This window comes from Hafnia alvei (assembly GCF_964063325.1).
GTDB classification, from domain to species: domain Bacteria; phylum Pseudomonadota; class Gammaproteobacteria; order Enterobacterales; family Enterobacteriaceae; genus Hafnia; species Hafnia alvei_B.
Genome location: NZ_OZ061315.1, coordinates 581,263 through 593,761 on the forward strand (window position 1 = coordinate 581,263; position 12,499 = coordinate 593,761).

Annotated in this window: 10 protein-coding genes and 2 tRNA genes; all 12 read left to right on the forward strand. The window is 49.4% G+C overall.

Annotation, left to right across the window (positions count from 1 at the left end; all coding sequences use genetic code 11):
- The first annotated feature begins 1 nt into the window (after window position 1).
- Complete coding sequence (gene glmM, locus AB3Y96_RS02745; protein WP_367298427.1) at window positions 2-1,339, forward strand: phosphoglucosamine mutase; 1,338 nt, start codon at window positions 2-4, stop codon at window positions 1,337-1,339.
- 245 nt (window positions 1,340-1,584) lie between these two features.
- The gene (gene secG, locus AB3Y96_RS02750) at window positions 1,585-1,920 is read left to right on the forward strand and encodes a preprotein translocase subunit SecG (protein ID WP_025798849.1); all 336 of its coding nucleotides are present in this window, start codon (window positions 1,585-1,587) and stop codon (window positions 1,918-1,920) included.
- A 127-nt stretch (window positions 1,921-2,047) separates the two neighbouring features.
- Window positions 2,048-2,134, forward strand: a tRNA-Leu gene (locus AB3Y96_RS02755).
- A gap of 56 nt (window positions 2,135-2,190) precedes the next feature.
- Window positions 2,191-2,267: transfer RNA gene (locus AB3Y96_RS02760), tRNA-Met, on the forward strand.
- 215 nt (window positions 2,268-2,482) lie between these two features.
- Entirely contained in the window at window positions 2,483-2,935 is a 453-nt protein-coding gene (rimP, locus tag AB3Y96_RS02765; RefSeq protein WP_025798851.1) for a ribosome maturation factor RimP, read from the forward strand.
- A 21-nt stretch (window positions 2,936-2,956) separates the two neighbouring features.
- Window positions 2,957-4,444 (forward strand): transcription termination factor NusA, encoded by a 1,488-nt coding sequence (gene nusA, locus AB3Y96_RS02770; RefSeq protein WP_025798853.1) that lies wholly within the window; start codon window positions 2,957-2,959, stop codon window positions 4,442-4,444.
- Window positions 4,445-4,468: 24 nt separating this feature from the next.
- Window positions 4,469-7,171, forward strand: a complete 2,703-nt coding sequence (gene infB, locus AB3Y96_RS02775) for a translation initiation factor IF-2 (protein ID WP_040046295.1) — start codon at window positions 4,469-4,471, stop codon at window positions 7,169-7,171.
- 72 nt (window positions 7,172-7,243) lie between these two features.
- The gene (gene rbfA / locus AB3Y96_RS02780) at window positions 7,244-7,654 is read left to right on the forward strand and encodes a 30S ribosome-binding factor RbfA (protein ID WP_072307791.1); all 411 of its coding nucleotides are present in this window, start codon (window positions 7,244-7,246) and stop codon (window positions 7,652-7,654) included.
- Window positions 7,654-8,607: a tRNA pseudouridine(55) synthase TruB gene (truB, locus tag AB3Y96_RS02785; protein WP_072307790.1), complete on the forward strand. Its 954-nt coding sequence runs from the start codon at window positions 7,654-7,656 to the stop codon at window positions 8,605-8,607. The genes rbfA and truB overlap by 1 nt, the downstream gene beginning before the upstream one ends.
- A gap of 137 nt (window positions 8,608-8,744) precedes the next feature.
- Entirely contained in the window at window positions 8,745-9,014 is a 270-nt protein-coding gene (rpsO, locus tag AB3Y96_RS02790; RefSeq protein ID WP_004093717.1) for a 30S ribosomal protein S15, read from the forward strand.
- Window positions 9,015-9,346: 332 nt separating this feature from the next.
- Window positions 9,347-11,461: a polyribonucleotide nucleotidyltransferase gene (gene pnp, locus AB3Y96_RS02795; protein WP_040046293.1), complete on the forward strand. Its 2,115-nt coding sequence runs from the start codon at window positions 9,347-9,349 to the stop codon at window positions 11,459-11,461.
- A 123-nt stretch (window positions 11,462-11,584) separates the two neighbouring features.
- On the forward strand, window positions 11,585-12,469 hold the full coding sequence (nlpI, locus tag AB3Y96_RS02800) for a lipoprotein NlpI (protein ID WP_025798864.1): 885 nt from the start codon (window positions 11,585-11,587) through the stop codon (window positions 12,467-12,469).
- Window positions 12,470-12,499 lie beyond the last annotated feature (30 nt).

Genomic DNA, 12,499 nt, shown 5'->3' on the forward strand with positions numbered 1-12,499 from the left:
TATGAGCGAGCGCAAATATTTTGGTACGGACGGGATTCGCGGAAAAGTGGGTGACTGCCCGATTACTCCTGATTTTGTGTTAAAGCTCGGCTGGGCTGCGGGTAAGGTTTTGGCGCGTCACGGTTCGCGTAAAATTATCATCGGTAAAGATACCCGTATTTCTGGCTATATGCTGGAGTCTGCTTTAGAAGCAGGTCTGGCAGCGGCGGGCCTATCGGCTTCTTTCACGGGGCCAATGCCAACGCCTGCTGTTGCTTATCTCACGCGTACTTTCCGTGCCGAAGCGGGCATTGTTATTTCTGCGTCACATAACCCTTATTACGATAACGGGATTAAGTTTTTCTCAATCGACGGCACTAAATTGCCAGATGAAGTCGAAGAAGCGATTGAAGCCGAAATGGACAAGCCACTGACCTGCGTGGAATCGGCTGAGCTGGGCAAAGCAAACCGTATTGTTGACGCTGCTGGTCGCTATATCGAATTCTGTAAAAGTACTTTCCCAACTGAATTAAGCCTTAGCGGGCTTAAAATTGTTGTCGACTGTGCTAACGGTGCGACTTATCACATTGCGCCTAGCGTGCTACGTGAGCTCGGTGCAACGGTAATTGCGATCGGTTGCGATCCTGATGGCATGAATATCAACAAAGAGTGTGGTGCAACTGACGTACGCCAACTGCAGGCGCGTGTTTTAGCCGAGAAAGCAGATGTCGGTTTGGCATTTGATGGTGATGGCGACCGCGTCATGATGGTTGACCATTTAGGCCATAAAGTTGACGGTGACCAGATCCTTTATCTTACCGCCCGTGAAAACCTGCGTCAGGGTAACCTGCGTGGCGGTGCGGTAGGAACGCTGATGAGCAATATGGGCTTAGAGCTGGCACTGAAACAGCTGGGTATTCCATTTGCCCGCGCGAAAGTCGGCGACCGTTACGTGCTGGAAATGATGGCCGCTAAAGGCTGGCGTTTAGGTGCGGAAAACTCCGGCCATGTGATTATTCTCGACAAAACAACTACCGGTGACGGTATTGTGGCCGGTCTGCAAGTATTGGCTGCGATCGTACGTAACCACATGACCTTGCACGATCTGTGCAGCGGCATGAAGTTATTGCCACAGGTTCTGGTCAACGTGCGCTTTGCAGGGAACCATGACCCACTGCAAACGGAAAGCGTAAAAGCCGTGACGGCAGAAGTCGAAGCACAGCTTAACGGCCGTGGCCGCGTGCTGTTACGTAAATCAGGTACCGAGCCATTGATCCGTGTGATGGTGGAAGGCGAAGATGATGCGCAAGTGACAGAAATGGCGAACCGCATCGCTGACGCAGTGAAAGCAGCGGGTTAACTAACTGCCGAGCAATTTTGTCAGCATGTTGGTCAGTGTAGTTATGTGTAGTTATGTGATGAAAAACCAGTGAACCTTGATGTTTTGCTGGTTTTTTCTGCAATCGCGCTACACATCATAAATTGCTCTTGCACGGCTTGGCGGCATTGGGTAGTATTCACACCCGCTTCAGTAGACTTATTTTCGTCTGCTTTAATGGTTGAAGCTTTTGGCTGCGGAAATCCCGCAAGGAAACAGGTACGACTATGTATGAAGCTCTTTTAGTAATTTTCCTGCTGGTGTCAATTGGCTTAGTTGCCATGGTTATGCTGCAGCAAGGTAAAGGTGCTGATATGGGCGCTTCATTCGGCGCTGGCGCATCTGCAACTTTGTTCGGTTCCAACGGCTCTGGTAACTTCATGACCCGTACAACAGCTGTCCTCGCGACGTTGTTCTTCGTACTGAGTCTGGTTCTGGGTAACCTGAGCGGTCAGCAAGGCAAGAAAGGCAGTGAGTGGGAAAATCTGGGTGCGCCAGTGAAAACTGAGCAACCTGCTGCACCAGCAGCTCCGGTAACCCCAAGTAGCGATATTCCTCACTAATCGCACTAGCTTGAAGCCAGCAGTAACCAAGAAGTACAGAATTTAGCAGTAAAGTTTCTAAAAGCTACCTTTTAGAGACTGAAGTAAAAGGTGATAAGTTTTGAATACGGCTTATCACTTTCGTAATGCCGAGGTGGTGGAATTGGTAGACACGCTACCTTGAGGTGGTAGTGCCCAATAGGGCTTACGGGTTCAAGTCCCGTCCTCGGTACCAATCCTTGATAACTTGTTTTTTCAACGTTATTAGAGTAGTATTCGCCACGATTCGGACGCGGGGTGGAGCAGCCTGGTAGCTCGTCGGGCTCATAACCCGAAGGTCGTCGGTTCAAATCCGGCCCCCGCAACCACTTTCCTAAAGTATCTTTTTTCAAATATACTGTTTACGTTCAGCCAACGACTCAAACGGGTGTTTTGAAAAAAATATTGTCAGAAAGCGGCACTGAATTCGTTCGGCAGTATATAGGGTCCAGTTGCATAAAGCCCCGATTTTTCGGGGTTTTTTGTTATCTGACAACAGAATCACTGGGCTATTTAGCCCTTTTTTTATGTCTTGGGGGTGGGCTTGTCCACATTAGAGCAAAAATTGACAGAGATGATTTCGGCGCCGGTTGAGGCATTAGGCTTCGAATTGGTTGGTATTGAGTTTATCCGCAGTCACCATTCAACGCTACGCATCTATATTGATAGTGACGAAGGGATCAATGTTGATGATTGTGCTGATGTCAGCCACCAGGTCAGTGCCGTTCTTGACGTCGAAGATCCAATTACGGTTGCATATAACCTGGAAGTTTCGTCTCCTGGCCTTGATCGTCCGATGTTTACCGCTGAACACTACGTCCGTTTTATGGGCGAAGAAGTTTCTTTGGTATTGCGTATGGCGGTGCAGAATCGTCGCAAATGGCAGGGTATTATTAAAGCTGTCGAAGGCGAGATGATCACGGTTACTGTAGATGGAAAAGACGAAGTGTTCGCGCTGAGCAACATCCAGAAAGCGAACCTGGTACCCCACTTTTAAAGTTTGGATGAGGCCACTAGGATGAACAAAGAAATTCTGGCTGTTGTTGAGGCAGTTTCCAACGAAAAATCGCTTCCTCGCGAAAAAATTTTTGAAGCACTGGAAACTGCACTGGCGACTGCCACCAAGAAAAAATACGAACAAGAAATCGACGTTCGTGTTTGCATCGATCGCAAAACTGGCGATTTCGATACTTTCCGTCGCTGGGTTATCGTTGATGAAGTTACTCAACCAACCCGCGAAATTACTCTTGATGCGGCTCAGTTTGAAGATCCAGCACTACAGCTGGGTGAGTATGTAGAAGACCAGATTGAATCTGTAACCTTCGACCGTATTACGACTCAAACCGCAAAACAGGTTATCGTACAAAAAGTACGTGAAGCTGAACGCGCGATGGTGGTTGATGCATTCCGTCAGCACCAAGGTGAGATCGTCACCGGCGTGGTTAAAAAAGTAAATCGCGACAACATCTCATTAGATCTGGGTAGCAATGCCGAAGCCGTTATTGGCCGTGAAGACATGCTTCCGCGTGAAAACTTCCGTCCAGGCGACCGTATCCGCGGTGTGCTGTATGACGTGCGTCCAGAAGCACGTGGCGCTCAGCTGTTTGTGAGCCGTTCACGTCCAGAAATGCTGATCGAGCTGTTCCGCATTGAAGTGCCGGAAATCGGCGAAGAAGTCATCGAAATTAAAGCCGCAGCCCGCGATCCGGGTTCTCGTGCGAAAATTGCGGTGAAAACCAACGATAAACGTATTGACCCGGTAGGGGCGTGTGTGGGTATGCGCGGTGCGCGTGTTCAGGCCGTTTCTAGCGAACTGGGTGGCGAACGTATCGACATCGTATTGTGGGATGACAATCCAGCACAGTTCGTTATCAATGCTATGGCGCCAGCCGACGTGGCTTCTATTGTTGTGGATGAAGATAAACACACAATGGACATCGCGGTTGAAGCAAGCAATCTGGCTCAGGCAATTGGGCGTAATGGGCAAAACGTTCGTCTGGCAGCTCAACTGAGCGGCTGGGAACTGAACGTAATGACCGTTGATGATCTTCAGGCCAAACATCAGGCCGAAGCTCACGCAGCTATCGATACATTCACCAAATATCTCGATATTGATGAAGACTTCGCAACCCTGCTGGTTGAAGAAGGCTTCTCTACTCTGGAAGAACTGGCTTACGTTCCTGAACAGGAACTGTTGGCCATTGACGGTCTGGATGAAGATACGGTAGACGCTTTGCGCGAGCGCGCAAAAAATGCGTTAACCACTCTGGCTTTGGCTCAGGAAGAAAGCCTGGGTGATCAAAAGCCAGCCGACGACCTGTTGGGTCTGGAAGGTTTAGACCGTGGTATCGCCTTTAAAATGGCCGCTCGTGGGGTTTGTACGCTGGAAGATCTTGCCGAGCAGGGCATCGACGATCTAGCCGATATTGAAGGCCTGAATAGTGAAAAGGCTGGCGAGCTGATTATGGCTGCGCGCAATATTTGCTGGTTTGGCGATAGTGAATAATGAACTGTAGCGGGAAGGAACAGCATGACAGAAGTAACCGTAAAATCACTGGCAGCAGAGATACAGACTTCCGTTGATCGCCTGGTACAGCAGTTAGCTGATGCAGGGATTAAGAAGTCAGAAAATGATTCTGTGAGCCCACAGGAAAGAGAAACATTATTAGCTCATTTAAATCGTGAGCATGGCAGCGCATCAGGTAAACTGACGCTGCAGCGTAAAACACGCAGCACATTGAATGTTCCAAGCACCGGCGGAAAAAGCAAAGCCGTGCAAATTGAGGTCCGCAAAAAGCGCACTTATGTAAAAGGCGATGCTGCAGCTGAACAGGCTGAAGCAGAAGCACAGGCACAGCGTGAAGCGGAAGAGCAGGCTCGTCGTGAGACTGAAGAGAAAGCAAAACGTGAAGCAGAAGAAAAAGCGAAGCGTATTGCTGAAGATCAGGCGAAACGTAACCTGGAAGAGCAAGCCAAACGTGAGGCCGCTGATAAAGCTAAGCGTGGCGCAGCGGAAAGTGAAAAAGTGACGAATCAAAATACCGACGAAAAAACCAAAGCTGCGCATGCTGAGAAAGCGCGCCGTGAAGCCGAAGCTGCTGTACTGAAACGCAAAGCTGAAGAAGAAGCACTGCGTAAGCTTGAAGAAGACGCTAAGCGTGTTTCTGAAGAAGCTCGCAAAATGGCTGAAGCTAACGAAGGCAAAGCGCCAGAAGCAGAGACCGCAGAAGATACTTCTGACTACCACGTAACCACTTCTCATCATGCTCGCGAAGCAGAAGATGAAAACGACCGTCAGGTTGAAGCTGGTCGCGCTCGTGCACGTACCGCAACCAAAGCGACTAAGCAGAAGAAAGGCAATAAACTGTCTGAATCTAAAGCCGATCGTGAAGAAGCGCGTGCTCAGACTCGTGGTGGTAAAGGCAAACGTAAACCAAGCACTCTGCAGCAAGGCTTCAACAAGCCTGCTCAAGCGGTTAACCGTGACGTCATCATTGGCGAAACCATTACCGTTGCAGAACTGGCTAACAAAATGGCTGTTAAAGGCTCCCAAGTCATCAAAGCAATGATGAAAATGGGCGCTATGGCTACCATCAATCAGGTCATCGATCAGGAAACTGCTCAGATGGTTGCTGAAGAAATGGGCCATAAAGTTATCCTGCGTCGTGAAAACGAGCTGGAAGAAGCAGTAATGAGCGACCGTGATACCGGTGCAGCCGCTGAGCCACGTGCTCCAGTTGTAACCATCATGGGCCACGTTGACCACGGTAAAACTTCCCTGCTGGACTACATCCGCTCCACGAAAGTGGCATCGGGCGAAGCAGGTGGTATTACTCAGCACATCGGTGCTTACCACGTAGAAACCGACAACGGTATGATCACCTTCCTGGATACCCCAGGTCACGCCGCATTTACTTCTATGCGTGCTCGTGGTGCTCAGGCTACAGACATCGTTGTTCTGGTTGTTGCTGCCGACGATGGCGTAATGCCACAGACTATCGAAGCAATCCAGCATGCTAAAGCGGCAAAAGTGCCGGTTGTTGTTGCTGTGAACAAAATCGATAAGCCTGAAGCGGATATGGATCGCGTTAAAAACGAACTGTCCCAGTACGGCGTAATGCCAGAAGAGTGGGGCGGCGAGTCTCAGTTCATCCCAGTATCGGCTAAAGCGGGTACCGGTATTGATGATCTGCTGGATGCTATCCTGCTGCAGGCAGAAGTTCTGGAATTGAAAGCAGTTCGCAGCGGTATGGCGAGCGGCGTTGTTATCGAATCCTTCCTGGATAAAGGTCGCGGTCCGGTTGCAACTGTTCTGGTTCAAGAAGGTACGCTGAACAAAGGCGATATCGTTCTGTGTGGCTTCGAGTATGGCCGTGTGCGTGCGATGCGCGACGAAATGGGCCGCGAAGTGACCTCTGCGGGTCCTTCTATCCCTGTAGAAATTCTGGGTCTGTCCAGCGTTCCTGCTGCCGGTGACGAAGCGACCGTTGTTCGTGACGAGAAAAAAGCCCGTGAAGTTGCTCTGTATCGTCAGGGTAAATTCCGCGAAGTTAAACTGGCTCGTCAGCAGAAATCTAAACTGGAAAACATGTTTGCGAACATGAGCGAAGGTGAAGTTTCTGAACTGAACATCGTACTGAAATCTGACGTACAGGGTTCTTGCGAAGCGATTTCCGATGCATTGTTAGGTCTGTCTACCGATGAAGTGAAAGTGAAAATTGTTGGCTCCGGCGTGGGCGGCATCACTGAAACTGACGCGACTCTGGCCGCTGCATCTAACGCTATCATCCTTGGCTTCAACGTTCGTGCCGACGCTTCTGCGCGCCGCGTGATTGAAACTGAAAGCCTGGATCTGCGTTACTACTCCGTCATCTATAACCTGATTGACGAAGTTAAGCAGGCGATGAGCGGTATGTTAGCGCCTGAATATCGTCAAGAAATCATCGGCTTGGCCGAAGTTCGTGACGTATTCAAATCACCTAAGTTTGGTGCTATCGCAGGCTGTATGGTTACTGAAGGCGTCGTTAAACGTCACAACCCAATCCGCGTTCTGCGTGACAACGTGGTTATCTATGAAGGCGAGCTGGAATCTCTGCGCCGCTTCAAAGATGACGTTAACGAAGTCCGTAACGGTATGGAATGTGGTATCGGTGTTAAGAACTACAACGACGTTCGCACTGGCGATATGATCGAAGTATTCGAAATCATCGAAGTTAAGCGTACCATTGAGTAATTAGGTAAGCGCTCAGCTTATAATATCTTTGGGGGGCTTAATGCCCCCCGATTCGTCTGGGAGGAATCCATAATGGCAAAAGAATTCAGCCGTACTCAGCGTGTATCTCAAGAGATGCAGAAAGAGATTGCGATCATTTTGCAACGTGAAGTTAAAGATCCCCGCATCGGCATGGTGACGGTATCTGGCGTTGAAGTATCCCGCGATTTGGCTTATGCCAAAGTGTTTGTCACTTTCTTGAATGATAGCGATCCAAACGCTGTTCGAGTCGGCCTTAAAGCGCTGCATGAAGCCTCTGGCTTTATCCGCATGCTGATTGGTAAAGCAATGCGTCTGCGTGTTGTACCTGAGCTGACTTTCGCATACGACAACTCTTTAGTTGAAGGTATGCGTATGTCTAACTTGGTGACTAGCGTTGTGAAAAATGACGAAGAGCGTCGCTCTGCGTCAGGTGATACTTCAGGTAACGCTGAGGAGGAATAATGTCACGACCTCGCCGTCGCGGCCGTGATATTAACGGCGTTCTGTTATTAGACAAACACCAAGGTCTATCCTCAAATGACGTTTTGCAGAAAGTAAAACGCATCTATAACGCCAATAAAGCAGGCCATACCGGTGCACTAGATCCTTTAGCAACCGGTATGCTGCCTATTTGTTTAGGCGAATCGACCAAATTTTCTCAGTTCTTGCTGGATGCCGATAAACGCTACCGCGTGATTGCGCGTTTAGGGCAAAGAACGAATACCTCGGATGCTGATGGCGAAGTGGTTCAGGAACGTCCTGTGGAGTTTACTCAGGAACAACTGGATGCGGCGCTGGAGCAGTTCCGTGGTGATAGCCAACAAATTCCATCGATGTACTCTGCGCTTAAACACCAAGGTAAGCCGCTGTATGAGTATGCGCGTCAGGGCATTGATGTCCCACGTGAAGCTCGCGACATTACGGTGTATGAGTTGCAGTTTATCCGCTGGGAAGGCGATGAGTTAGAGTTAGAAATCCACTGCTCGAAAGGTACTTATATCCGAACCATCATTGATGATTTGGGTGAGGTTTTAGGTTGTGGTGCACACGTCATCTATTTGCGTCGTGTACAGGTTTCTAATTATCCGTCAGAGCGCATGGTTTCTCTGGAGCAATTGCAGCAAATGGTCGCCGCTGCCGAAGAGGCTGGCATTGAACCTAGAACGGTTCTCGATCCGCTGCTGTTGCCGATGGATACCGCTGCGTCTCATTTGCCGGAAATTAATCTAACCGATGTGGTTGCCGCCTATGTTCTTCAAGGACAGCCAGTGCAGGTGCAAGGTTTGCCTGCTGAAGGTATGGTGCGCATCAATGTGGGTGAGAAACGTCGATTTATCGGCGTTGGCGAAGTGGATGACCAAGGACGCTTGGCACCACGTCGCCTAGTAGTAGAAGAACGCGTTCCTGAAGAGTAAGGTGCTCTGAAGACGATAAGGTGCTTTGTTGCGATCTTATTGCGCTCAGAGTAGAATAGCGCGGCTTATGTATTGGGCAGCTGAATTAGAGATCGGCGCCCGCCTTTTTAATCGTTTTATGAATTTGGAGTTCTATAATGTCTCTAAGTGTTGAAGCTAAAGCTCAAATCGTTGCTGACTTCGGTCGTGACGCTAACGACAGCGGTTCCACCGAAGTTCAGGTTGCTCTGTTAACTGCACAGATCAACCACCTGCAAGGTCACTTCGCTGAACACAAAAAAGATCACCACAGCCGTCGTGGTCTGCTGCGTATGGTTTCTCAGCGTCGTAAGCTGCTGGATTACCTCAAGCGTAAAGATGTAGCTCGCTACACCAGCCTGATCGAACGTCTGGGTCTGCGTCGCTAGTCCAAACGATTTTCTGAAGTAAAGGGGCCTAGATTGGCCCCTTTCTTCTAGGAAGCAATTGCGAATCAGGTTAATGTATTGTAGTTAACTCAAATTCGGTTGTTAAAATCGTTGCTGTTAAAGAAATAAGCGTTAAAACTTGAGTCGGTTAGACTGTTGCTGATAACGCATGCCGAGTGACGATCCTTTTTGCAGATGTTCGCGCGGCTAATGCAAGTCTCTGGATGACCAGTGATTTCCATTAGTCGCGAGAATGCAACAAAGTGATCGAAGGCAAAAGCGTGATGGTGCTTTGATGGCGCCATTAAACTTATAAAGATAAGGAAAATACTTTGCTGAATCCTATCGTTCGCAAATTCCAATACGGTCAGAATACCGTAACGCTGGAAACTGGCATGATGGCTCGCCAAGCCACTGCTGCTGTAATGGTTACCATGGATGATACCGCGGTATTCGTTACCGTTGTTGGTGCTAAAAAAGCTAAAGAAGGCCAGAGCTTCTTCCCTCTGACCGTTAACTATCAGGAGCGTACTTACGCTGCTGGTCGTTTCCCAGGTGGTTTCTTCCGTCGTGAAGGCCGTCCTGGTGAAGGCGAAACTCTGATTGCGCGTCTGATTGACCGCCCAGTTCGCCCACTGTTCCCAGAAGGCTTCCTGAACGAAGTTCAGGTAGTTGCTACCGTTGTTTCTGTAAACCCGCAGGTTAGCCCAGACATCGTTGCGATGATCGGTGCTTCTGCTGCCCTGAGCCTGTCTGGTATTCCATTCAATGGCCCAATCGGTGCAGCCCGCGTTGGTTACATCAACGACCAGTATGTGCTGAACCCAACAACAGATGAGCTGCAAGAAAGCAAGCTGGATCTGGTTGTTGCAGGTACCGAAGGCGCAGTGCTGATGGTTGAATCTGAAGCTCAACTGCTGAGCGAAGACCAGATGCTGGGTGCCGTTGTATTCGGTCACGATCAGCAGCAGGTTGTTATTGAAAACATCAAGGCGTTGGTTGCTGAAGCTGGCAAGCCACGTTGGGAATGGGCTGCTCCAGCTGTTAACGAAGCGCTGCACGCGCGCGTTGCTGCTCTGGCTGAAACCCGTATCGGCGATGCATACCACATCACTGAAAAACAGGCTCGTTACGCTCAGGTTGATCAGATCAAAGCTGACGTTATCGCTGCTCTGCAGGCTGAAGACGAATCTCTGAGCGCTGGCGAAATCGCTGATGTTCTGGGTTCACTGGAGAAAAATGTCGTACGTAGCCGTGTGCTGCGTGGCGAGCCACGTATCGATGGCCGTGAAAAAGATATGATCCGTGGTCTGGACGTTCGCACTGGCGTACTGCCTCGCACCCATGGTTCTGCACTGTTCACTCGTGGTGAAACTCAGGCTCTGGTTACCGCAACTCTGGGTACAGAACGTGATGCTCAGAACATTGATGGCCTGACCGGCGAGCAGACTGACCGCTTCCTGCTACACTATAACTTCCCTCCGTACTCCGTAGGGGAAACTGGCATGATGGGCTCACCTAAGCGTCGTGAAATTGGTCACGGTCGTTTGGCGAAGCGCGGCGTGCTGGCAGTAATGCCTAAGCAAGACGAATTCCCGTACACCGTTCGTGTGGTTTCAGAAATCACCGAATCTAACGGTTCTTCTTCTATGGCCTCTGTTTGTGGTGCTTCACTGGCACTGATGGACGCAGGCGTACCGATCAAAGCGGCCGTTGCTGGTATCGCTATGGGTCTGGTTAAAGAAGACGAAAACTTCGTTGTTCTGTCTGATATTCTGGGTGACGAAGATCATCTGGGCGACATGGACTTCAAAGTTGCAGGTAGCCGCGAAGGTATCACTGCACTGCAGATGGATATTAAAATCGAAGGCATCACCCGCGAAATCATGCAGGTGGCTCTGAATCAGGCTAAAGGTGCACGTCTGCACATTCTGGGTGTAATGGAACAGGCGATTAATGCGCCGCGTGGCGATATTTCTGAATTCGCTCCACGTATCCATACCATCAAGATCAATCCTGAGAAGATCAAAGATGTCATCGGTAAAGGTGGTTCTGTGATTCGTGCACTGACTGACGAAACTGGAACAACTATCGAAATCGAAGATGATGGTACGATTAAAATTGCAGCAACCGACAACGAAAAAGCGAAACATGCTATTCGTCGCATCGAAGAAATTACTGCTGAAATCGAAGTTGGCCGCATCTATCAGGGTAAAGTAACCCGTATCGTTGATTTCGGTGCATTTGTTGCTATCGGTGGCGGTAAAGAAGGTCTGGTTCATATTTCTCAGATCGCTGACAAGCGTGTTGAGAAAGTGACTGACTATCTGCAGATGGGTCAAGATGTTCCTGTTAAGGTATTGGAAGTTGACCGTCAGGGTCGCGTCCGCCTGAGCATCAAAGAAGCAAGCGCGCCAGAACAGGCTGCTGCTCCAGCTGCTGAATAACAAGCCGTTCAGTATTACGGCTTCCTGCATAGGTGGGAAGCCGTTTGTTACGCAAATACAGGATGTATTTGCTTATATGGATGATAGGAAATCAATCCGATGTTGGTCTTCGGGAGTTGGGAAATGAAGCCTATCTTGCGCTGGTGTTACGTTGCGACAGCAATTCTGCTGGCAGGATGCAGCAACCTTGATTGGCGTAAAGACGAAGTACTAGCAATTCCGTTACAGCCTTCGCTGCAACAGGAAGTCATGCTGGCGCGCATGGAACAAATCCTTGCCAGCCGTGCATTGACAGATGATGAACGCGCACAGCTTTTATATGAGCGCGGAGTACTGTATGATAGTCTCGGACTGAGGGCTTTAGCGCGTAACGATTTTTCGCAAGCGCTGGCTATTCGTCCTGATATGCCAGAAGTTTTTAACTATCTGGGGATTTACTTAACGCAGGCTGGCAATTTTGATGCCGCCTATGAAGCGTTTGATTCTGTACTAGAGCTTGATCCAACTTATAACTACGCGCGTTTAAACCGAGGCATCGCACTGTATTATGGTGGTCGATACCCGTTAGCGCAGGATGATCTGCAGGCGTTTTATCAAGACGATCCCAATGATCCATTCCGTTCGTTATGGCTTTACCTTGTGGAACGTGAAATCGATCCAAAGAAAGCCACTGCCTCGCTGGAACAGCGATATAACAAGGCGAACAGGAATCAATGGGGATGGAATATTGTCGAATTCTACCTGGGCACCATCAATCAGAAAACATTGATGACACGCTTACAGGAAGATGCAACGGATAACACTTCGCTCGCTGAGCATCTCAGTGAAACTGACTTCTATTTAGGTAAATATTACCTGAGTCTGGGGGACAAGAGCAGTGCCTCTGCGCTGTTCAAACTGACGGTTGCCAACAACGTACATAACTTTGTTGAGCACCGCTATGCACTGTTGGAATTGGCGCTTTTGGGCCAAGAGCAAGACGACCTATCAGAATCGGACCAGCAATAGCTGACGAACAACTACGCCTATACTTTTTAA

Bases quoted from the DNA above. Each gene is read 5' to 3' on its own strand.
- glmM (WP_367298427.1), top strand. From the start codon at position 2: ATGAGCGAGCGCAAATATTTTGGTACGGACGGGATTCGCGGAAAAGTG.
- secG (WP_025798849.1), top strand. From the start codon at position 1,585: ATGTATGAAGCTCTTTTAGTAATTTTCCTGCTGGTGTCAATTGGCTTA.
- nusA (WP_025798853.1), top strand. From the start codon at position 2,957: ATGAACAAAGAAATTCTGGCTGTTGTTGAGGCAGTTTCCAACGAAAAA.
- infB (WP_040046295.1), top strand. From the start codon at position 4,469: ATGACAGAAGTAACCGTAAAATCACTGGCAGCAGAGATACAGACTTCC.
- rbfA (WP_072307791.1), top strand. From the start codon at position 7,244: ATGGCAAAAGAATTCAGCCGTACTCAGCGTGTATCTCAAGAGATGCAG.
- truB (WP_072307790.1), top strand. From the start codon at position 7,654: ATGTCACGACCTCGCCGTCGCGGCCGTGATATTAACGGCGTTCTGTTA.
- rpsO (WP_004093717.1), top strand. From the start codon at position 8,745: ATGTCTCTAAGTGTTGAAGCTAAAGCTCAAATCGTTGCTGACTTCGGT.
- nlpI (WP_025798864.1), top strand. From the start codon at position 11,585: ATGAAGCCTATCTTGCGCTGGTGTTACGTTGCGACAGCAATTCTGCTG.